Source organism: Myxococcus xanthus (assembly GCF_013116825.1).
In the GTDB taxonomy this organism is placed as follows: domain Bacteria; phylum Myxococcota; class Myxococcia; order Myxococcales; family Myxococcaceae; genus Myxococcus; species Myxococcus xanthus_B.
Genome location: NZ_JABFNS010000065.1, coordinates 1 through 20,348 on the forward strand (window position 1 = coordinate 1; position 20,348 = coordinate 20,348).

At 71.1% G+C, this 20,348-nt stretch carries 18 protein-coding genes; 9 read left to right on the forward strand and 9 right to left on the reverse strand.

The annotated features are described in order from the left end of the window. The 3 genes from HNV26_RS19785 to HNV26_RS19795 all read left to right on the forward strand — a co-directional run. Positions 1–1,573, forward strand: a 1,573-nt coding sequence (locus HNV26_RS19785) for an SDR family NAD(P)-dependent oxidoreductase (RefSeq protein WP_253816819.1), incomplete at its 5' end; no start/stop codon positions are given. Between the two features lie 19 nt (positions 1,574–1,592). Further along, on the forward strand, positions 1,593–2,084 hold the full coding sequence (locus tag HNV26_RS19790) for an Rv1443c family protein (RefSeq protein ID WP_216612524.1): 492 nt from the start codon (positions 1,593–1,595) through the stop codon (positions 2,082–2,084). Between the two features lie 6 nt (positions 2,085–2,090). Then, positions 2,091–2,414, forward strand: coding sequence for a TerB family tellurite resistance protein (locus HNV26_RS19795; RefSeq protein ID WP_171441699.1), 324 nt, complete (start codon positions 2,091–2,093; stop codon positions 2,412–2,414). 15 nt (positions 2,415–2,429) lie between these two features. On the opposite strand, the gene HNV26_RS19800 is transcribed toward HNV26_RS19795, so the two are convergent. From HNV26_RS19800 to HNV26_RS19810, 3 genes are read right to left on the reverse strand one after another with little or no spacing between them, the layout of a single operon-like run. Further along, positions 2,430–3,773, reverse strand: coding sequence for a sigma-54-dependent transcriptional regulator (locus HNV26_RS19800; protein ID WP_171441700.1), 1,344 nt, complete (start codon positions 3,771–3,773; stop codon positions 2,430–2,432). Then, complete coding sequence (locus HNV26_RS19805; protein ID WP_090484865.1) at positions 3,770–5,200, reverse strand: sensor histidine kinase; 1,431 nt, start codon at positions 5,198–5,200, stop codon at positions 3,770–3,772. The genes HNV26_RS19800 and HNV26_RS19805 overlap by 4 nt, the downstream gene beginning before the upstream one ends. A 45-nt stretch (positions 5,201–5,245) precedes the next feature. Then, positions 5,246–5,713 (reverse strand): hypothetical protein, encoded by a 468-nt coding sequence (locus tag HNV26_RS19810; protein ID WP_171441701.1) that lies wholly within the window; start codon positions 5,711–5,713, stop codon positions 5,246–5,248. A gap of 298 nt (positions 5,714–6,011) precedes the next feature. Here HNV26_RS19810 and HNV26_RS19815 point away from each other — a divergent pair, with 298 nt between their 5' ends. From HNV26_RS19815 to HNV26_RS19835, 5 genes are all read left to right on the forward strand, one after another. Then, positions 6,012–6,254: a hypothetical protein gene (locus HNV26_RS19815; RefSeq protein ID WP_171441702.1), complete on the forward strand. Its 243-nt coding sequence runs from the start codon at positions 6,012–6,014 to the stop codon at positions 6,252–6,254. Positions 6,255–6,540: 286 nt separating this feature from the next. Then, a complete protein-coding gene (locus HNV26_RS19820; RefSeq protein WP_171441703.1) occupies positions 6,541–7,131 on the forward strand; it encodes a GAF domain-containing protein in 591 nt (196 codons plus the stop codon). A gap of 114 nt (positions 7,132–7,245) precedes the next feature. Then, on the forward strand, positions 7,246–9,084 hold the full coding sequence (locus tag HNV26_RS19825; RefSeq protein WP_171441704.1) for a serine/threonine-protein kinase: 1,839 nt from the start codon (positions 7,246–7,248) through the stop codon (positions 9,082–9,084). A gap of 85 nt (positions 9,085–9,169) precedes the next feature. Then, a complete protein-coding gene (locus tag HNV26_RS19830; RefSeq protein WP_171441705.1) occupies positions 9,170–12,949 on the forward strand; it encodes a DUF3858 domain-containing protein in 3,780 nt (1,259 codons plus the stop codon). Positions 12,950–13,063: 114 nt separating this feature from the next. Next, positions 13,064–14,014 (forward strand): YXWGXW repeat-containing protein, encoded by a 951-nt coding sequence (locus HNV26_RS19835; protein ID WP_171441706.1) that lies wholly within the window; start codon positions 13,064–13,066, stop codon positions 14,012–14,014. A 15-nt stretch (positions 14,015–14,029) separates the two neighbouring features. Here the strand turns inward: HNV26_RS19835 and HNV26_RS19840 are convergent, their stop codons facing one another. After that, a complete protein-coding gene (locus HNV26_RS19840; RefSeq protein WP_171441707.1) occupies positions 14,030–15,139 on the reverse strand; it encodes an isoaspartyl peptidase/L-asparaginase family protein in 1,110 nt (369 codons plus the stop codon). 166 nt (positions 15,140–15,305) lie between these two features. Between HNV26_RS19840 and HNV26_RS19845 the strand changes: the two genes are divergently transcribed. Then, positions 15,306–15,977 (forward strand): type 1 glutamine amidotransferase domain-containing protein, encoded by a 672-nt coding sequence (locus tag HNV26_RS19845; protein ID WP_171441708.1) that lies wholly within the window; start codon positions 15,306–15,308, stop codon positions 15,975–15,977. An 18-nt stretch (positions 15,978–15,995) separates the two neighbouring features. Here the strand turns inward: HNV26_RS19845 and sufT are convergent, their stop codons facing one another. From sufT to sufC, 5 genes are read right to left on the reverse strand one after another with little or no spacing between them, the layout of a single operon-like run. Continuing rightward, the gene (gene sufT / locus HNV26_RS19850) at positions 15,996–16,538 is read right to left on the reverse strand and encodes a putative Fe-S cluster assembly protein SufT (RefSeq protein ID WP_140860970.1); all 543 of its coding nucleotides are present in this window, start codon (positions 16,536–16,538) and stop codon (positions 15,996–15,998) included. A 14-nt stretch (positions 16,539–16,552) separates the two neighbouring features. Beyond that, complete coding sequence (gene sufU, locus HNV26_RS19855) at positions 16,553–17,011, reverse strand: Fe-S cluster assembly sulfur transfer protein SufU (RefSeq protein ID WP_171441709.1); 459 nt, start codon at positions 17,009–17,011, stop codon at positions 16,553–16,555. Next, a complete protein-coding gene (locus HNV26_RS19860; RefSeq protein WP_171441710.1) occupies positions 17,008–18,231 on the reverse strand; it encodes a cysteine desulfurase in 1,224 nt (407 codons plus the stop codon). Before HNV26_RS19860 ends, sufU begins: the two co-directional genes overlap by 4 nt. After that, positions 18,228–19,568 (reverse strand): Fe-S cluster assembly protein SufD, encoded by a 1,341-nt coding sequence (gene sufD, locus HNV26_RS19865; RefSeq protein WP_171441711.1) that lies wholly within the window; start codon positions 19,566–19,568, stop codon positions 18,228–18,230. Before sufD ends, HNV26_RS19860 begins: the two co-directional genes overlap by 4 nt. Beyond that, positions 19,565–20,347 carry a Fe-S cluster assembly ATPase SufC gene (gene sufC / locus HNV26_RS19870; protein ID WP_171441712.1) on the reverse strand — a complete coding sequence of 261 codons (783 nt, stop codon included), beginning with the start codon at positions 20,345–20,347 and terminating at the stop codon, positions 19,565–19,567. The genes sufD and sufC overlap by 4 nt, the downstream gene beginning before the upstream one ends. Position 20,348 lies beyond the last annotated feature (1 nt).

The following is a 20,348-nucleotide window of genomic DNA, read 5'->3' on the forward strand; positions in this document are numbered from 1 at the left end:
CGCCGAGACTGCTCCGATTCCCGCCCCCGAAGCGCCGCCCGCTGCCCCCCTGTCCCTGGACGAGGTACGCCGCATCACCCAGGTCCTGGAGGCCATCAGCGAGGACCGCTTCCTGTTGGCCGGCCTCCCCGAGGAGGACCGCATCGCCTTCCTGAGCGCCGCGGGCCGCGTGCTGCACCCGGACCGCGACACCAAGTCCCGGATGGCGAAGGCGCTGCGCCGAGACAGGAAGAAGACGAAGCGCGAGCACGACCGCGCCATCCGCGCCACGACGGAGATTCGCACCCTGCGCCGCTCCGCCATCTTCACGGTGCCGGCGCTGCCCCCGCCGCCCCCGACGGAAGCAGGGCCCGAGCGCATCCTCGAGCAGCCCCGCCGCTGCTACGTCTGCAAGGCCGAGTACCGCAAGCTGCACTTCTTCTACGACGCGATGTGCATCGAGTGCGCGGACTACAACTACGCCAAGCGCACCCAGCGCGCCGACCTGAATGGGAAGGTCGCGCTCATCACCGGCGCCCGGGTGAAGATTGGCTTCCAGGCCTCGCTGATGCTGCTGCGCTCCGGCGCGCGCGTCATCGCCACCACGCGCTTCCCCAACGACGCCGCGAAGCGCTACGTCCAGGAGCCGGACTTCGCGGACTGGGCGCACCGGCTGCACATCCACGGGCTCGACCTGCGGCACGCGCCCAGCGTGGAGCTCTTCGCGAAGTACATCGAGCAGACGCACGAGCGCCTGGACATCCTCATCAACAACGCCGCGCAGACGGTGCGCCGGCCCCCAGGCTTCTACGGCCACCTGCTGCCGGGAGAGATGCGCCGCGCGGACGACCTGCCGGCGGCGGCGCGCGCGCTGCTCGCGGGCCATGACGCCTGTGTCGCCACGGTGCAACCGGCCGCCCTGGGCGCGGGCAACGCGGGCGGTTCGGAGCTGGCCACCACCTGGCGCAGCAGCGACCCGGCGCTGGGCATCCACTCCTCCGCCGCGCTGTCCATGCTGCCCTACAACCTGGAGCAGGAGGGGGACGAGCGCGCCCTCTTCCCGCAGGGCCGGCTGGACGCGGACCTGCAGCAGGTGGACCTGCGGGACATGAACTCGTGGCGGCTGCGGCTCGCCGAGGTCCAGACGGCGGAGATGCTGGAGGTCCACCTCATCAACGCGGTGGCCCCCTTCATCCTCGTCGGGAAGCTGAAGCCGCTGATGCTCAGGGACCGCTCGTCTCCCGGCCACGTGGTGAACGTCTCCGCGATGGAGGGCAGCTTCTCGCGCGGGACGAAGACGGACAAACACCCGCACACCAACATGGCGAAGGCGGCGCTCAACATGATGACGCTGACCTCCGCGCCGGACTACGCCCGGGACAACATCTACATGAACGCCGTGGACACCGGCTGGGTCACCGACGAGGACCCCGCGCAGCACGCGGAGCGCAAGGTGCAGGAGCTGGACTTCCAGCCACCGCTGGACATCGTCGACGGGGCGGCGCGGGTGGTGGACCCCATCATCGCCTCGGAGAACAGCGGCGAGTACGTCTGGGGCAACTTCTTCAAGGACTACCGTCACACCGCGTGGTGACACGCGGACCGGGGGCGTCATGGCAACCCGCAGTCTCCGCTTCGAGTCGTACGTGGAGGTCACCCCTGCTGAAGCCTGGGCGTGGGTGACGTCGATGAAGGGCATCTCCACGGAGATGCACCCGTACCTGCGGATGACGGCGCCTCCGGGCGTGGCGAGGCTCGAGGACGTGCCCTTCGAGCCTGGCCAACCGCTGTTCCGCAGCACGCTGCTGCTGGGCGGCGTGCTGCCGGTGGGCTGGTCCGACGTGACGCTGCGCGAGTTGGAGCCGGGACGCCGCTTCGTCGAGGAGTCCCCCATGAGCACGATGCGTCAGTGGCGGCACGAGCGCCGCATCATCGAGGCGCACGCCGGCGTCGACATCATCGACCAGCTCGACTTCGAGCCCCGCTTCGGCGGCCGGCTGGCGGAGGCCTTCATCCGGCGCCTCTTCGAGCACCGCCATTCGGTGCTCCGCCGCGCGCTGACGCCGTCAATAGGTGGACGGGCGTCCCAGGAAAAGCCAGCCTAGCGGGACATGAGCCCCGAACAGTTCCACGTCGAAGTCCTCAAGCTGCTGCTCCAGGTCGCCACCGTCGATGGCCGCGTCGCGCACTCCGAGATTCGGCACATCCTGGACACCGCGCGAGGCATGAGCGTGCCCCTGCAGGAGCTGGCTGCGCTGACGCGCTGTCTGCAGAACAACGAGCCCCTGCCTCCGCCGAACATGGGCCTCCTGCGCACCAACCCCTCCGCCGTCATCCAGGAGGCGAAGGCGCTCATCGCCAGCGACGGCAGCGTGCACGCGGCCGAAATCGAGCTGCTACGGCAGATTCGGGAGCTGCTCGGCGTCAGCAACTGACGGGCGCCGCGCGCGCTACGACTCGGCCTCCGGGGCCTCCAGCAGCTTGTAGAGCGTCTTGCGGTCCACATCGAGCAGGCGCGCCGCCTCGCTCTTGTTGCCGCCCACGTGCTGGAGCACCTGCGCGGCGTAGCGGCGGGACAGCTCGGCCAGACTCGGCATGTCGCCCGCCAGGCCCGCCATCTTCGGGGTGGACGCATCCCCGATGGGCTCCGGGAAGTCCTGGGGTCCCAGGACGCCCGTCACGTTGAGCGCCAGCGCCCGCGCCACCACGTTCTCCAGCTGCCGCACGTTGCCCGGCCAGTCGTAGGCCGCCAGGCGCGCGTTCGCCTCCGGCGTCACCACCGGCCGCACGCCGCCGCGCGCATGTCGCCCGGCGAAGTGCTCCACCAGCGCGGGGATGTCCTCGCTCCGCTCCCGCAGCGGCGGCAGGTGCAGGTGCACCACGTCCAGGCGGTACAGCAGGTCCTCGCGGAAGAGGCCTTCCGCCACCCGCGCCTTGAGGTCCTTGTTCGTCGCCGCCACCACGCGCACGTCCACCTTGACGGGGACGCTCTCACCCACGCGGCGGATTTCGCCCTCCTGCAACACGCGCAGGAGCTGCGACTGCACCTTCATGCCAACGTCGCCAATCTCATCCAGGAAGAGCGTGCCGCCGCTGGCCTCCTCGAAGACGCCTCGCCGCGCGCCGGACGCGCCGGTGAAGCTGCCCTTCGCGTGGCCGAACAGCTCGCTCTCCATCAGCGACTCGGTAATCGCGCCGCAGTCCACGGGGATGAAGGGCCCGTTCATGCGCGGCGAGCGCTTGTGCAGCGCGCGCGCCACCATCTCCTTCCCCGTGCCCGTCTCGCCCGTAATCAGCACGGGCACGTTGCTGGCCGCCGCGCGCGCCACGTGCTTGTACACCTCCAGCAGCGCCGGGCTGCGGCCCACCAGCATCGGCGAACCGCGCTCCACCTGCTGGCGCAGCGAGCGGTTCTCCTCCACCAGCCGCTTCTGCTCCAGCGCCCGGCGCGCCACGCGCAGAATCGCGTCCACGTCGAAGGGCTTCGCCAGGTAGTCGAAGGCGCCCTGCTGGATGCTGTCCAGCGCGCCCTCGATGTTGCCGAAGGCCGTCACCACCACCACGGGCGTGTCCGGCAGCTGCGCCTTCACCTCATGGAGCACCTTCAACCCGTCGCCCGGCTCGGGCATGGCCATGTCCGTGAGGACCAGGTCAAAGGCGCCCTCCGCGATGCGCTCGGTGGCGCGGCGCGGGTCCGGAGCCTGCGTCACCGCCCCCAGCGGCCCCAGCAAGCGCTGGAGCAAATCGCGGGCCTGCGGGTCATCATCCACGACGAGGATGCGGGCTGAGCTCATGTGCCGACCTTGCGAATTCCGGCGGAAGCAGTCGTTGTCTGAGAACCGCTGGTGCCCGCCGCCGGGCGCACCACGCGGGGGAAGCGCACCACCACGTGCGTTCCCTTTCCTTCTTCCGAGCGCACCACCAGCGTGCCGCCGTGCGCCTCCACCACGCGCTTGGTGGTGACCAGCCCCAGTCCGTGGCCCGGCAGCCCGCGCACCTCGGGCGCGCGGAAGAAGGGCTGGAACAGCGAGGCCTGGGTGCCCGGCGCCATGCCGATGCCGTTGTCCACGACCTCCAGCACGGCCATGCCGTCCTCGGTGGCCACGCGCACCTTCACCCGGGGGTCGGGCCGGCCCGCCGAGTACTTCACCGCGTTGGTGAGCAGGTTGCGCGCGCTCACCTGCAACAGCTGCCCAGGGCAGTCCACCGCCACGCCGGGCTCCAGCTCCCGCTCCAGCGCCACGCCCTGCGCCGCCGCCGTCTGCGCCACCTCCAGCAACACGGTGGTGACGGCCGTGTCCAGCTCACCCACCGTGCTCTCGCCGCGCGTACCGGCGCGGCAGAAGCGCAGCAGCGCCTCGATGAGCTCGCCCATGCGAACAGCGCTGGACTCACACTGCGCCAGCATCTCCAGCGCGCCCGCGTCGTTCACCGCGCCGGTGCGGCGGATGAGCGTCAGGTAGCCCTTGAGCGGCGCCAGCGGGGAGATGAGGTCGTGCGCCACGCGCCGCGTGAAGGCGTCCAGCTCCTGGTTGTGCCGGCCCAGCTCCTCCAACTGGCCCTGGATGATGGCCTCCTGGCGCTTGAGCAGCGAGGTGACGCGCCAGCCCACCAGCGACGACAGGAGGATGGCCAGCAGCGTGGCACCCGCGCCCAGGGCGGTGTTGCGCACGCGCAGGTCCTCCAACCGGTTCACCAGCCTGCGCGCCTCGGCCGCGTTCTCCTCCTCCAGCGCGCCGCCCAGCGCGTCCAGCTCCGCCGCCAGCGGGCGGATGCGCTCGGCCAGGTGGCGCCGGGCCCGCTCCGCCTCGCGGCGCTGTGAGAAGATGGCCGCCGCGCGCACCTGGTCCGCCAGCCCCTGGCACGCGGCGTTGAAGCGGTACCACAGCGCCTTCTCGCCCTGTGGGAGGTTGCGGGTGTACGCCTCCGACGAGGCGCGGATGTCCGCGAGAATCTGCTCCATCACCGCGTCCGCGGCGCGGCGCTCGGCGTCACCCGTGGCGCGGACATGCGCCTCGATGGCGGCCTCCAGCGACAGCGCGTCCACGCGGATGCGGCCAATGGAGCCGGCCCGCTCCAGCGCCTCCTGCACCAACCCGTCCACCTGGCTGCCCGTGCGGACCTCCGTCCACAACGTGAAGGCGGTGACGGCGGACAGCAGGACGACCACGAAGAAGAAGCCGGCCCGGTAGCCGCGGATGGGGATGCGGGAGCTCGCCACGCCGTTCCTCTATCACGGGGCCGGCGCCGCGCGTCCGGCGGGACGTCAGGGCACCGTCGGGGCGACGTTTCCGGCCGCCGGGAGGGCAGCCGGCTGGGGCGGATTGTTCAACCGCCGCCGTGCACGCTCCAGCGCGGACTCGTACCAGACGTCCGACAGCTCCTCGTGCATCTCCTTCAACTCCTTCAGCTCGTTGACCTCGCGCTCCAGCGCCAACAGCTGGGTGTTGTGCTCCTCCAGCGCGTGCCGGTCCGCCTCGGTGCGCACCAACTCCTCCAGCAGCGCCGCGCGCGCCTGCTCCGCTTCCGCGCGCTCCAGCCGCACCCGCTCCAGCGCGGACTCCAGCTGGGCCATGCGCAGCGCGAACGCCTCGGCCCGCTCCCGCTCCGCCTCGTACTCGCGACGCCACCGGTCCGCCTCGAGGACCTGGGCCTCCAGTCGCTCGAGCGGAATACCCGTCGCGCAACCCGTACCCAGGACGGCCAACGCTGTCGCGAAACTGAGGAACCGCATGGACCATCTCTCCCACACCATGACCGCGCGACATGCGCGGCGAAGGTGCTGGGCCGACACCCTGCAACCAGATGACGCGTGCAGCTTGCTCAAGTGCTCCGTCATCGTCAAAGCAGCAACTGCCCGTCTGGGGAGCCCGCCCCCATTGTCGGAGCTCCAACTGCGGAGTTTCTCCCCACGGACATCCCCGCAAGACACCTGCTCTCCCTCTGACAACGCTCCTGGCACGCCGCCTGCTCAAGCCCTCGCTCGCTGGGACGGCGCAATCTCGCGTCGTCGTTCGTCAACGGAGCTTTTCATGAAGACCGTGTTCGCCGCCGCCCTCCTCGCCGCCGCCACTGCGTTCGCCAACACCCCGGCTCCCGCCGAGCCCGCTGCCGGAGCCAAGCCCGCCGCCGCCGAGGCCAAGCTCGAGACCGCCGAGGCGCCCCAGGCCGAAGAGGCGAAGGCCGAGCCGGCCCCCGAGGCCAAGCCCACCAAGAAGGCCACGAAGCCGGCGAAGAAGGCCGCCAAGGCCACCTCCGCCTCCGAGGCCAACTAATCAAGATTTACGGCTTTGCAGCCAGCACGCGGGGGTACCTCTTCCAAGAGAGGTACCCCCGTTGTCTTTGCGGGTCCATAAAAACCCGTCTTACCTCTATTTCTGAGATATCCTCTCGAAATGCCTATTGAGGTCCGAGAAAACCCATCCGGGTCAGGACTTTCGCACACCCGTCAATCCGTCCAGTGAACGTGAGATTTGACAGAAACAGAAGAAACCTGCTTAATGCGACTTCAGAGAATCACTGACTGTCCCGGATAGGGACGGAACTCGAACGAGCGCACCAATGATCGAAGCCTTCTCGAAGGTGTCGGAAGCCTCGAAGCTGCTGCTGGAGAAGGGCCTGGGCCCGAGCACCGGCATGGAGGCGCTGAGCATGGTGGGCCACGCGCTGGGCGTGGACCGCGCGTACATCCTGGAGAACCGCGTGCAGGGCACGTACGGCCGGTTCATCACGGACATGCGCCACGCCTGGGCGGAGCCGCCCACGCCGTCGCCGCTGGCCAACCCGGTGATGCGGGCCTTCTCCTTCCGCGAGTTCGCGCCGGGTTGGGTGGACATGCTGGAGGCCGGCATGGTGGTGGCGTGCCCCACCCGTGACGCGCCCCCGATGATGAAGGATTTGTTGGAGCGCCAGGGAACGCAGTCCATCCTCCTGTGCCCCATCAACCCCTCCCGGCAGCAGTGGTGGGGCATGGTGGCCTTCGAGGACTGCCGCCGTCCCCGCGCCTGGAAGCCGGAGGAAGTGACGCTGCTCAAGTCCCTGGCGCGCGCGGTGGCGGCGTCCGTCCGACATGGGCAGATGCGCTCCTCCCTGGACCAGGTCCGAAACAGCCTGCGCCAGGCGGTCAGCCGCACCCCAGTGTCCGGCCCCTGAGCGGCAGGCGGGCGGGGCGCCTGACGGCTTGCCGGGGGGCAATGCCGACCCGCGCATGAGCGACATTTCCAACGCCGGGTTTCTGCTACCCTGGCCGCCCCTTCGCTCACCGCCATGTCCTCAATCGACCCCACCGCGATCAGCCGTCCGCGCTCGCCGGACATCATCAGCGGCTACCACCTCGACAAGCTTGTCGGCAGCGGAGGCATGGGGGAGGTCCACAAGGCCACCCAGCTCTCGCTAGGCCGCACGGTGGCGGTGAAGCTCCTCAATCCCGAGCTGGCGAAGGACCCGTCCTTCATCGCGCGCTTCCAGAAGGAAGCCGCCGCGCTCGCGGCCCTGAGCCATCCCCACATCGTCTCCATCGTCGACAAGGGGAAGACGGACACCACGTACTACCTGGTGATGGAGTTCGTGGACGGCCCGTCGCTGCGGGAGCTGATTCGCGAGCCGCAGCTGGACGTCATGGGCGCCCTGCGGCGCATGCTGCAGATCTGCCGCGCCATCGAGTACGCGCACGGCCGCGGCGTCATCCACCGGGACCTGAAGCCGGAGAACATCCTGCTGGACCAGCAGGCCGGCGGCATCGCCAAGGTGTCGGACTTCGGCCTGGCGTCCTTCCTGGAGGATGCCAGCCCCTCCTCGCGCTACGCGCTCACGTCCACGCACGTGTCCATGGGTACGCTGTCGTACATGGCGCCCGAGCAGCGCGTGGACGCGAAGAGCGCGGACGCGCGCGCGGACATCTTCTCGCTGGGCGTCATCCTCTACGAGTGGCTCACGGGAGAGGTGCCGCTGGGCACGTTCGACCCGCCGTCGCGGCGCAAGCCGGGGCTGGACTCGCGGCTGGACGCCATCGTCACGCGGTGCCTCAAGCCGGACCCGGAGGACCGCTACCCCTCCGTCACCACGCTCATCGCGGACCTGGAGCTGCTCGTCCCGGGCAGCCTGCCGTCCCTGGCGCCGGTGAAGCTGACGCACCTCCAGCGCGTCCGCCAGGGCGTGCGCAAGGTGGTGCGCATGGCCCTGCAGGCCGCGGCCGTGCTGCTGGTGATGGCGGCGCTGGCCGTGCTGGGCCGGGAGTGGCTGCGCAGCGGGGAGAAGCCCGTGCCACCCCAGCCCGGCGCCGCGCTGAACGCGGACCTGGGCCCGCCGTCGCCCCGGTCCATGCCCGGCCGGCTGGAGACAGGCTCCGAGAAGCGCACGGTGTCGGTGGGCCACGGCCCGGACGCGCCGTCGCTCCTGGTCGCCGGACGGCCGGTGGAGGCGGAGGAGAAGGCCATCATCTTCCCGCCCGTGGAGGAGCGCTCGCAGTCGCGCGTGGGCCGCGCCCGCGTGGACGTGGTGGGGCTGGACGGCGACATCGCCGTGCTCAGCGCCCGCGTGCGTGCGGACGCGCCGCCGGACACCTGGAAACGCCGCGCCTACGTCATGCTCTATGGGCCGTCGCTGCAGGCCCCCGCGGCCGCGCTGCTGCTCCAGGGCAGCACGGGCCGCTACGTGGCGCTCATCCATGACGGCGCGGGCGCGCCGCTGCGGCTCGAATGGGCCCTGGGCGAGCGCCGCGGCACCATGCTGGGCCTGGCGTCGCCGGAGGGCGAGGCCGCGCTGGAGCTGCGGGTGGACGCGGACGGCGTCATGCAGGGCTACGTCGGCAAGGGCAAGGACCAGCGGGCCATTGGCGAGCCGCTCAACCTGGGTCCGGGCTGGATGGAGCACTTCGGAGACGCGCCCGTGCCCGCCTTCGGCTGCATCGAAGGCACCTGCCGCGCGGAGGGCTTCCTCTACACCGTGCGGCGCGCGCCGCCTCCGGGGACGACGGCGCCCGTGCCCGACGCGCCGGTGGCGAAGGCCGTGGTCGCCGCGGTACCCGCCAAGCGGCCTGCTCCGCCGCCTCCCCCGAAGAAACAGCCCGCCAAGGCCCCCGCGAAGAGCCCTCCCAAGCGGCGGTAGAGCGCCCGGCAGTACGCGCCCCGGACATTGCAGCGCAGGGGAATATGGCCACGGCCGAGGGATTGCACTATCCCTGGCTCCTCCTATGCGCACCATTCGACTCGGCTTCGCCGCGCTCGCACTCGTCACGGCCCTCACGGGCTGCCACCGTTCCACTTCCACGGCGACACCGCGCGTCCTCGAATCCGCCGCGGAGCAGGCGCAGGAGGGCACCCAAGAGGCCCGCACGCTCGCGTTCGCCGGCTTCCACGCCCTGCTCGTCGCGGGTGATGCCTCGCTGGCGCAACAGCGCTTCGATGACGCCATTGCCCGCGACGCGGGAGATGTCTACGCGCTGGCCGGCCAGTCGCTGATGGCACGCCGCGCGGGCCGTCCCGACCGCGCCCTGACTGCGTCACTGGAGCTGGTGGCGCGCGCGCCCACGCACCCGCTGGCGGCCGTCGCGGCGCGCCACGTGTTGGACTCGGTGGGCACGTCGCGGGCGCTGGACGACGACATCCTCCACGGCGTGGAGCGCGCGCTGGCGGCGGGCGCGACGGGCGAGGCCGCCTATCTGATGCGCGGCGCGCGGATGTCGGTGGCCGTGGTGCGCGGCGACGCGGAGGCCCGCGACGCGGCGATGCAGCAACTGGGCGGGGTGAGCGAAGTCGCGCTGGTGGGGCCCTTCTCACCCTTCCACGTGCTGGCCTGGGATGAGCGCACGCCCGTGAGCGAGAATGGCTCGCTGGCGGGCCCCTTCACCGGCGCCTTCGGTCCGCTGCCGGTGCGCACGGTGCGCGCCCCCGACGGGCGGATGGACCTGACGGGCGAGCCCGGCCAGGGCGACCTCTACGTCCAGGCCTTCGACGCGGACGTGACGGAGCCGGGCCTCTATGTGGCTCGCACCGTGAGCGGCACCTCGCATCAGGTGCTGATGGACGGGGCTCCGCTGATGGAGCGCCGGGCCTGGGAGCGCGCCACCTCCACCGTCACCGCGCGCGCCGTGCAGCTGCCCGCGGGCAAGCACCGCTTCGTCGTGCGTCAGCTCAAGGGCGGCACCTCCGGCCTGCTCACCTTCGCCCTGCTGCGCGTGGACGGGCGCCCGTCCGGCGTGCGCTTCAGCGCGGCCACCGGCGCGGCGCCGCGAGCCTGGGGCAGCAAGGCCGAGTTCTCCGACGAGACGCCCGGCGTGTTCCCCACCACGGAGGGCTTGAAGACGGCCCTGCACGAGGAGGCCGGTGAGCTGCTCTCCGTCGTGCTGGCGGTGCGGGACGGCCTGCAGCGGGACGCGGACGGCGCGCGGCGGCTGATGGCCTCGGTGGACGCCAACACCCCGGCCCTGCTGTGGCTGCGCGCGGAAGTCGCCTCCGCGGACCGCACCGTGCCGTCCAAGGTGGCGCGTGGCCGGGCCACGCGAGATTTGGAGTCCGTGCTGGCCAAGGACCCGGGCAACGTGGCGGCGCTGTTGCTGCGCGCGGAGCTCTTCCTCGACGAGGGCCAGCCCGCCTCCGCCATGGACATGCTGAAGACGGCGTCCGAGGTGGCCCAGCCCGCCGGCCACCCGGTGTTCATGCTGCGCGCCCGCGCCGCGCTGGCGCTGGAAGTGGAGGCCCTGGCGGAGGAGTCACTCACCGCGGCGCTGGAGGCCCAGCCCGGCCTGTGCGAGGCGCTGACGCTCCAGTACAGTCTGGCCCGCCGCCGTGACGCGGCGGAGCGGAGCGACACCCTGGCGGCGTCCCTGAATGGCTGCCCGGGGACGGTGGTGCGCCAGGCCGAGCACGCGCGCACGCGCGGCGACATGGAGACGGCGACGAAGCTGTACAGCGAACTCCAGTCCCGCGACCCCAGCAGCATCAGCCTGGCCAACACGCTGACCAACCTCTACGTGTCCAAGCGCCGCTTCGACGACGCCACCGCGGTGCTCCAGAAGCTGGGGGCCGTGTGGCCTCGCAACGCGGAGCTGGTGAAGCGCATGGCGGACGTGCGCGAGTACGCGGGCCAGCCGGCCGAGGCGCTCAAGCTGCGTGAGAAGGCGCTGGTGATGGCGGGCGACGACCTGACGCTGCGCCGCGCGGAGGAGCGCGCGAAGACGGGCCGCGAGCTGCTGCAGGCGTACGCCGTGGACGGACGCGAGGCCATCCGCGCCTACGAGGCGGAGCCCGTCAGCGGCGGCAGCGCGGCGGCCTTCGTGCTGGATGCGGCGGCGGTGCGCGTGTACCCCGACGGCAGCATCGTCAACCGCATCCACACGGTGCAGAAGGCGCTGGAGCAGTCGGGCGTGCAGGAGATCGCCGAGGTGAATGTGCCGCGCGGCGCGCAGGTGCTGGCGCTGCGCACGCTGAAGGCGGACGGCCGGGTGCTGGAGCCGGAGAACATCGAAGGCAAGGACACGGTGAGCCTGCCCGGCGTGGCCGTGGGTGACTACGTGGAGGTGGAGTACCTGCTCGCGGAGCCTCCGCGCGGCCCCGCGCAGCCGGGCTTCACGGCGTCCGCCTTCTACTTCCAGATTGCGAACCAGCCCAACGCCTGGGTGACGTACACGGTGGTGGCGCCCAAGGGCGTGGGCATGAAGGTGGACGCGCACGGAATGAAGGTGCCGGAGCCCAAGGTGGACGGCGACCTGGAGGTGTTCCACTTCGAGACGCGCCGCGTGCCGCCGTTCATCCCTGAGCCGGACGCGCCGCCCTCCGCCAACGAGTACCTGCCCTTCGTCATCGTGGGCGCGGGCGACACGGGCAACGAGAGCCTGGTGAAGCTCTACGGCGATGCCTTCCAGGAGCGCTGGCTGCGCACCGCGGAAGTGGACGCCTTCGCGCGCAAGGCGGCGGAGGGCAAGTCCGGCCTGGACGCGGTGAAGGCCTTGCACGCGGCGGTGATGCAGCGCTTCTCCGGCCGGGACGCGAGCCTGAGCCAGACGGCGGCGTCCACGGTGGCCCAGGACCGGGGCAGCCGGCTGACGGTGATGAAGGCCGGCCTGGACGCGCTGGGCATCCCCTCGCGGGTGGTGGCGGTGCGGACCTTCAACACCGACCCGTCGGCCTACACCTTCCCCCAGGACGCGCTGCTGCCGTACGCGGCGCTGCGCGTGGAGGTGCCCGGCGCCGAGCCGGTGTGGGTGGACACGTCCGTGCGCTACGGCCCCTTCGGCGAGCTGCCGGAGCTGGCCATGGGTGGGCGGGAGGCGTGGCTGCTGCCCGAGCCCGGCCGCCCGTTGCAGAAGGTGCAGACGCCGCCCCTGAAGGAAGCCCCCGGCAAGGAAGTGAAGCTGACGCTGAAGGTCGCCGAGGATGGAACGCTCAGCGGGCAGGGCGAGGAGACGTACTCCGGCTTCGAGGCGGCGCAGATTGCCGAGGCCTTCAACCAGCTGTCGGCGGAGAGCCGCAACCAGGCGCTGCAGGGCGCGGTGGCGCGGTACTTCGGCGGTGCGTCGCTGTCGAGCGTGAAGCTGGAGAACCAGGAGCAGGTGGGCGCGCCCTTCGTGCTGCGCTACGAGTTCACCGTGCCGCGCTTCGGGCGGATGGAGGGCGGCCAGCGGATGGCGCTGGGGCCCCTCACCTTCCCCGCGCAGTTGGGCCGGCGGTTCGTGCAGCTGAGCACGCGCCGCACCCCGCTCTACATCGACACCACCGAGGCCAGCCGCACGCAGGTGACGCTGTCCATGCCCAAGGGCTGGAAGCTCGCCGACCCCCAGGCCTCGCTGGAGGCGAACAACGCCTTCGGCCGCTTCACCCGGTCCGAGAAGCAGGACGGCTCGACGCTCAGCGTCACCGAGTCGCTGCGCGTGCCGCGCAACCGCGTCATGCCTGCCCAGTACGAGCTGTTCTCTGGGTTCACCGGAGACGTGGACCTCATCCAGACGCGGGAGCTGGTCCTGGTAAAGCCCTAGCCGGGGATGAATAAAGCCGGACGGCACCGCGTCCTTTTTCTACACCGGCCCCGCACTGGGGACTCCCAGGGGGCCGGTGGCAGAATCTGTCTGGTAACCCACGGAGATGACGCGATGACTCCTCGATGGTGGGCTTGTCTGGTGACCTTGCTGGCGGCGCCCATGGTTCATGCGCAGACCGCGCCGGTCCCCGCGTCAGAGCCTGGATATTCCGAATACGCGTACGACGACACGGAGTTCGAGGACGAGGACACGGCGCCCATGGCGCCCTACGCCCCGCCCCAGCTCCCCGCCGAGAATCCCTCCGGCCGGCCCTTCACGGGCGCCGTCTGGGCCTCCGGCCACTGGTACTGGGACGGCGACGAGTGGCGCTTCAACGCCGGCACCTGGCTGGCGCCCATGGACGGCTACCGGTTCATCAACGGCTACTGGGAGCCGGACGGCCGGATGTGGCGGTGGGTGTCCGGCGGCTGGGCCCGGCATGACTCCCCGGTGGTGGAGATTCCCATCGCCGTGGCGAGCGAGGAGCTGTCCACGCAGCAGGCGCCTCCGCCGCTCCGCGTGGAGCACGCGCCGCCGCCGCCGGCCCCCTCCTACGTCTGGACGCCCGGCTACTGGTACTGGGCCGGCGTCAACTACGTGTGGGTGGACGGCATGTGGGCCGCCCCGCCCCGTCCTGGGCTCGTCTACGTGTCGTCCCGGTGGATGCGCCGCGGGCCCTCCTGGTACTTCTCCGCTGGCGGCTGGGCCACCCGGGGCTCGGTGCGAGTCACGGTGCCCGTCTACCGCCACGCGCACATCACCGTGGCGCGCCGGCACCCGCACTACTTCACGCACTCCTGGCGCCGCTACCCGGCGGTGCGCCACCACGCCTACCACCCCGGGCACCACTACCGGCGTGGCCCCGGCCCGGTGCGTCAGCACTACCGTGGCCACAACGGCGATCGCTGGGGCAATGGCCACCACCACCGGGCGTCGCCCGGCTGGAACGGGGGCGGGAGACATCACCGCCACGATGGGGGGCATCACCGCCGAGATGGGGGACATCGCGGCGGCCGGGACTGACGCCTCACGGCGCGCTCAGGGAGGCCCCCCGAGCGCGTCCCGGAAGATGGCCACGGAGGGCTGGCCGTCCTCGCCCACGTAGCCGCGGTACATGCCGGCGGAGTTGAAGGGCATGGCCACGTTGCCCTCGCGGTCCATCGCGATGACGCCGCCCTCGCCGCCGACCTTCACCAGCACGTCGTTGATGACGACGTCGGCGGCCTCCGGCAACGGCACGTTCTGGTATTCCACGCGGGCGCAGATGTCGCGCGCCACGGTGTAGCGAATGAAGAACTCGCCATGGCCGGTGGCGGACACGGCGCAGCGCGCGTCCGCGTACGTCCCCGCGCCGATGATGGGCGAGTCCCCCACGCGGCCGTAGCGCTTGTTCGTCATGCCCCCCGTGGACGTGGCCGCGGCGAGCGCGCCCGCCTGGTCCAGCGCCACGGCGCCCACGGTGCCGAACTTGTGGTCTCCGCTCACCGGGTCATATCCCGACGGGAGCGAGGAGGACGGCTGCCGCGAGCGCTCCTTCTCCAGCGCGCGCTGGAGGCCCTGCCAGCGGTCCTCCGTGAAGAAGTACTTCGGATCCACCAGTTCCACGCCCTGCGACTTCGCGAAGGCTTCGGCGCCCTCCCCCACCATCATCACGTGCGGCGACTGCTCCATGACGAGCCGCGCCAGCGAGATGGGGTTCTTCACGTGCCGCAGGCCCGCCACGGCCCCCGCCTTGCGCGTCGTGCCATCCATGATGGCGGCATCCAGCTCGTTGACCCCGTCATGCGTGAAGACGGCGCCCTTGCCCGCGTTGAAATACGGAGAGTCCTCCAGGATGCGGACCGCGGCGCTCACTGCGTCCAGCGCGGAGCCGCCGCCGGCCAGGACCGCGTGTCCCGCCTGGAGGGACCGGGTCAGCGCGGCGCGGACCTCCGCCTCGCGCTCTGGGGAGAGGTTCTCCCGGGAGATGACACCCGCGCCGCCGTGGATGACCAGCCCCCACTTCGGCCTGGGCGCGGATACATCACGCGAGGTGGGCTGCTCGCTGTCGGTGCGAGCAACCCCGGTACTGGCACAGCCCAGAGGAGAAAGCAGCATCACGGCACCCACGACGAGAACACGGCGGAGGGGAACGGAAGCGGCGGACATTCGAAGACCTCCAGAACACGCCGTCGGTAGCACGCCCTCCGAGGAGGCACAACGCGGGGCCTGGAGAGCCAGGGCTTCCCTGCCCGCCTCCCCCGGCATGCGCGGACCCAGCGGGAATGCACAGTGTCGAGGCGACGAACCGTTCCGACACAGCGAGGTGTGCGCGATGAAGAAGCTGAGAGGGTTGCGAGTGGCCGTGCTCGCGGCGGATGGCTTCGAACAGGTGGAGCTGACAGCGCCGGTGAAGAAGCTGGAGCGTCAGGGCGCCGAGGTGACGATTGTGTCCCCCCACAAGGGCCGCATCCGCGGGATGAACCTTCTCATTCCCGGGAAGAAGGTGAGCGTGGACGCGTCCCTGCGCGAGGTGAAGGCGGCGGACTTCGACGCGGTCCTCCTCCCAGGAGGTTTCGTGAACCCGGACCTCCTCCGGCAAAGCGCGCTCGCGCTGGACTTCGTCCGCGACGCCGACGCGCTGGACATGCCCATCGCCGTCATCTGCCATGGCCCCTGGGTGCTGATTTCGGCGGGGCTCGTGGAGGGACGGGCGCTGGCCGCGTGGCCGGGCATCCGCGACGACGTGCGCAACGCAGGGGGCCGCTGGGTGGACGAGCCGGTGATGCGCGATGGCAACTGGGTCTCCAGCCCGGGACCGCGACAGATGTTCGCGTTCATCAAGGGCATGGTGGAGCTCTTCGCGGAGAAGATGCCGGAGGTCTCCGCTCGTGCGCCGAGGGTGCCCGTGCGCCAGGCAGCGCCTCCCCGGTGGCCGAAGCTGCTCGCGGGAACGCTGGCCACCGCGGCGCTCGGATTGGGCGCGCGGCGGCTGGCCCCGCGCTGAGACGCCACCGGCCCTTGGCTACATCCAACCGAGCTGGAGCCGCGCCACGTCCGACATCCGCTCCTGCCCCCAGGGTGGGTCCCAGACGAGCTCCACGCGCGTCTCCGCCACCCCTGGCACCGAGCCCACCTTGGTGCGCACGTCCTCCACCAGCACCGGCCCCATGCCGCAGCCGGGCGCGGTGAGCGTCATCTGGATGTCCACCCGCTGCCCGCCTTCCGGCAGCGGCTCCGCCTTGCACGCGTACACCAGGCCCAGCTCGACGATGTTCACCGGAATCTCCGGGTCATACACCGTGCGCAGCTGCTCCCAGACCTGCTCCTCGTTGAACTCGCTGGGGTCGCCGGCGACCTTCTCCTTGGGGGCGTACTCCTCGCCCAGCGCGCCGCCGTCCTTCTCGTCGATGCGGAAGAGCTGACCGTAGGGGTCCTGCACCGTGATGTTGCCACCGAGCGTCTGCGTCACCCGCAGCTCGGCGCCTTCGGGCAGCACCACCCGGTCCCCGCTGGGGATGATTGTCGCGGACACGTCGCGCTCCAGCACCGCCATCATTCCTCGCATGTGGCCCTCCACCCCTACTCCGTGGACACGGCCTCGCCGTGTCCCTCCAATGCCGCGCGCAGCGTGTGCCAGGCCAGGCTGGCGCACTTCACCCGCGCGGGAAACTCACTGACGCCGGACAGCACCGCCAGCTTGCCCAGCGCGTCCACGTCCACCGACTCCGGACCTTCCGTCACCAGCTTGTGGACGCGCTCGAAGAGGTCCTCCGCCTCCGCGCGCGTCCGGTCCTTCACCGCCCCCGTCATCAACGACGCGGACGCCTTGGAGATGGCGCAGCCCTGGCCCTGGAAGGCCACGTCCTTGATGACGCCGCCCTCCACCTTCAGCGTCACCACCAACTGGTCACCGCACAGCGGGTTGTGGCCCGCCGCCTCCGCGGTGGCGCCCTCCACCACGCGGTAGTTGCGCGGCCGCTTGGAGTGCTCCAGCACGACCTCTTGATAGAGGTCCTTCAAGTCATCTGACGCACTCACTGGAACACCTCCAGGACCTTGTGCAGGGCACGGACGAGCGCGTCCACGTCCTCGCGCGTGTTGTAGAGCGCCAGCGACGCCCGGGACGTGGCCGGCACCTTGAAGTGCTGCATCACCGGCTGCGCGCAGTGGTGGCCCGTGCGGATGCAGATGCCCTCGCGGTCCAGGATGGTGCCCACGTCGTGCGGGTGGACATCCGCCAGCATGAAGGACAACACAGCGGACTTCTCGCGCGCCGTGCCCACCATGCGCAGCCCCGGCACCGACGCCAGCGCCTTCGTGGCATAGGCCAGCAGCTCCCGGTCGTGCGCGGCGACGTTCTCCATCCCCAGCGCCTCCAGATAGCGGATGGCCGCCGCCAACCCCACCGCGCCCTCCAGGTTGGGCGTGCCCGCCTCGAAGCGGTACGGCACCCGGTTGTACGTCACCTTCTCCATCGTCACGGAGAGGATCATGTCGCCGCCCCCCTGATAGGGCGGCATGGCCTCCAGGCGCTCCTTGCGGCCGTACAGCACGCCGATGCCGGTGGGGCCGAACATCTTGTGCCCGCTGAAGGCGTAGAAGTCGCAGCCCAGGTCCTGCACGTCCACGGGGAAGTGCGTCACCGCCTGTGCGCCGTCCACCAGCACGGGGACGCCCTTCGCGTGGGCCCGCCGCGTGAGCTCCTTCACCGGCACCACCGTGCCCAGCGCGTTGGACACGTGCGTCACCGCGAGGATGCGGGTGCGCTCCGTCAGCAGCGCGTCCACGGCGTCCAGCACCAGCTCGCCCCGGTCATCCACGGGGATGACCTTGAGCACGGCGCCCGTCTGCTCGCACAGCATCCGCCAGGGGACGATGTTGGCGTGGTGCTCCATCTGGGTGATGAGCACCTCGTCCCCGGCGCCGATGTGCTTGCGCCCGTACGTCTGCGCCACCAGGTTGATGGCCTCGGTGGTGCCACGCACGAAGACGACTTCCTTCGCGTCCCGGGCGTTGATGAAGCGGCGCACCGTCTCGCGCGCGCCCTCGTACGCCTCCGTGGCGCGCTCGGACAACACGTGGACGCCGCGGTGCACGTTGGCGTTGTCGTGCTGGTAGAAGCGCACCAGCGCGTCGATGACGGCCTGCGGCTTCTGCGCCGTGGCGGCGCTGTCCAGGTACACCAGCGGCCGGCCCCGCACCTCCTGGTGGAGGATGGGGAAGTCCTTGCGGACCTGGTTCACGTCGAAGCCGCTCATGCCGTCACCTCGCGCTGCGCCGCGCCCGGCAGCTTCGAGGCCAGGAGCGCTTCGATGTTCGCGCGCACAGGGCCAGCGGGCACCGCCTCCACCACCTCGCGAGCGAAGGCGTAGGTGAGCAGCCGCTCCGCCTCTGCCTGGGGCACGCCGCGCGAGCGCAGGTAGAACAGCGCCTGCGCGTCCAGCCGCCCCACCGCCGCGCCGTGCGCGCACTTCACGTCGTCCGCGAAGATTTCCAGCTGAGGCCGTGCGTCCGCCTGCGCCGACTCCGACAGCAGCAGGTTGCGGTTCTGCTGCCGCGAGTCCGTGCGCTGCGCGTCCTGCCGCACGCGGATGAGCCCGTGGAAGGTGCCGCGTGAATGGCCATCCAGCACGCCCTTGTACAGCTCGCGGCTGGTGCACCGGGGCACCGCATGGTCCAGCGCCGTGCGGTTGTCCAGGTGCTGCGCGCCCTGCCCCACGTACAGGCCATTCAACGTCGCGTCGCCACCCTCGCCCGCGAAGGCCGCGTGGACCTCGTTGCGCGCCATGGCCCCACCAAAGGCGAAGGCGTGCGAGGCGAAGCGGCTGTCCCGCCCCTGCCGCGCATGGAGCGCGCCCACGTGCAGCGCCGCGTCCGCCTCCACCTGGAGCTTGTAGTGGTGGAGGCTGGCGTTGTCGCCCAGCGTCACCTCCGTCACCGCGTTGGTGAACGTCGCCGCCGAGCCCGCGGGGCCCGCGCTGGCATACGTCTCCACCAGCGTCGCTTCGCTGCTCTCCCCCGCCACCACGAGGATGCGCGGGCTGGACAGCACCGGCGCGTCGCCGCGCGTGAGGAACACCACCTGCACGGGCACCTCGCTCAGCGCGCCCGGCGCCAGCCGCAACAGCACGCCCTCTTCCAGCAGCGCCGCGTTGAGCGCGGTGAAGGCGTGCTCGTTCGCCAGGGCCCGCTGCCCCAGCAAGGACTCCAGCAGCTCGCCGTCCTCACGCACCGCGTCCCGCAGCGGCTTCAGCGTCAGTCCGCGCGGCAGGCCCGCCACGGACGACAGCTCCGGCGCCAGCCGCCCGTCCACAAACACCAACCGGGGCCCCGGCAGGCCCAGCCGCGCGACCACCGCCGACAGGTGGGCGCTGTCCCGGGGCACATCCGTCCGTGGAATGAACGCGCCTTCCGCGATGGCCCCCAGCCGGGAGTACTTCCACGCCTCGTCACGCGTCGTGGGCAGGCCCTGCCGCTCGAAGTGGCCCAGGGCATCGGCGCGCAGGCGCTTGAGCCACTGCGGCGCGGACGCCTGCTCGGGCGCCGCCTGGAAGCGCGTGGCCACGTCCAGGTAGTGCGCCAGGGCGGCCGTCATCGCCGTGCCTCCGCCGTCGCCTTCTTTCCACCGTCCAGCCCCAGCCAGCCGTAGCCCTTCTCCTCCAGCTCCAGCGCCAGCTCTCGCCCGCCGGAGCGGACGATGCGGCCCGCCGCGATGACGTGCACCTTGTCCGGGACGATGTAGTCGAGCAGCCGCTGGTAGTGCGTAATCAGCACCATGCCGCGCTCGGGCGAGCGCAGCGCGTTGACGCCGCCCGCCACCGTGCGCAGCGCGTCGATGTCCAGGCCGGAGTCCGTCTCGTCGAGGATGGCCAGCCGCGGCTCCAGCACCGCCATCTGGAAAATCTCGTTGCGCTTCTTCTCCCCGCCGGAGAAGCCCTCGTTCACCGAGCGGTTCATGAAGGCCGCGTCGAGCTGCACCAGCTTCGACTTCTCCTTGGCCAGTTGGAGGAAGTCCATGGCGTCCAGCTCCTCCAGCCCCTTCGCGCGGCGCTGCGCGTTGAGCGCGGTGCGAAGGAAGTGGATGTTGCCCACGCCCGGAATCTCCACCGGGTACTGGAAGGCGAGGAACACGCCCGCGGCGGCGCGGGCCTCGGGCGACAGCTCCAGCAGCGGCTTGCCGTCGAACAGCACCTCGCCCTGCGTCACCTCGTAGCCGTCACGGCCCGCCAGCACGCTGGCCAGCGTGCTCTTCCCGGAGCCGTTGGGGCCCATGATGGCGTGGACCTCGCCGGGCGCGACCTCCAGGTCGATGCCCTTGAGGATGTCCTTGCCCGCCACGCGGGCGTGCAGGTTGCGAACAGTCAAAAGCGCCATG

What these genes read in the sequence shown, in the direction of transcription:
- HNV26_RS19800 (WP_171441700.1), bottom strand. Translation starts at nt 3,773, where the DNA reads ATGAGCTCAGCCCGCATCCTCGTCGTGGATGATGACCCGCAGGCCCGC.
- HNV26_RS19835 (WP_171441706.1), top strand. Translation starts at nt 13,064, where the DNA reads ATGACTCCTCGATGGTGGGCTTGTCTGGTGACCTTGCTGGCGGCGCCC.
- sufC (WP_171441712.1), bottom strand. Translation starts at nt 20,347, where the DNA reads ATGGCGCTTTTGACTGTTCGCAACCTGCACGCCCGCGTGGCGGGCAAG.
- HNV26_RS19810 (WP_171441701.1), bottom strand. Translation starts at nt 5,713, where the DNA reads ATGCGGTTCCTCAGTTTCGCGACAGCGTTGGCCGTCCTGGGTACGGGT.
- sufD (WP_171441711.1), bottom strand. Translation starts at nt 19,568, where the DNA reads ATGACGGCCGCCCTGGCGCACTACCTGGACGTGGCCACGCGCTTCCAG.
- HNV26_RS19795 (WP_171441699.1), top strand. Translation starts at nt 2,091, where the DNA reads ATGAGCCCCGAACAGTTCCACGTCGAAGTCCTCAAGCTGCTGCTCCAG.
- HNV26_RS19825 (WP_171441704.1), top strand. Translation starts at nt 7,246, where the DNA reads ATGTCCTCAATCGACCCCACCGCGATCAGCCGTCCGCGCTCGCCGGAC.
- sufT (WP_140860970.1), bottom strand. Translation starts at nt 16,538, where the DNA reads ATGCGAGGAATGATGGCGGTGCTGGAGCGCGACGTGTCCGCGACAATC.
- HNV26_RS19820 (WP_171441703.1), top strand. Translation starts at nt 6,541, where the DNA reads ATGATCGAAGCCTTCTCGAAGGTGTCGGAAGCCTCGAAGCTGCTGCTG.
- HNV26_RS19840 (WP_171441707.1), bottom strand. Translation starts at nt 15,139, where the DNA reads ATGTCCGCCGCTTCCGTTCCCCTCCGCCGTGTTCTCGTCGTGGGTGCC.
- HNV26_RS19860 (WP_171441710.1), bottom strand. Translation starts at nt 18,231, where the DNA reads ATGAGCGGCTTCGACGTGAACCAGGTCCGCAAGGACTTCCCCATCCTC.
- HNV26_RS19830 (WP_171441705.1), top strand. Translation starts at nt 9,170, where the DNA reads ATGCGCACCATTCGACTCGGCTTCGCCGCGCTCGCACTCGTCACGGCC.
- HNV26_RS19845 (WP_171441708.1), top strand. Translation starts at nt 15,306, where the DNA reads ATGAAGAAGCTGAGAGGGTTGCGAGTGGCCGTGCTCGCGGCGGATGGC.
- HNV26_RS19815 (WP_171441702.1), top strand. Translation starts at nt 6,012, where the DNA reads ATGAAGACCGTGTTCGCCGCCGCCCTCCTCGCCGCCGCCACTGCGTTC.
- HNV26_RS19790 (WP_216612524.1), top strand. Translation starts at nt 1,593, where the DNA reads ATGGCAACCCGCAGTCTCCGCTTCGAGTCGTACGTGGAGGTCACCCCT.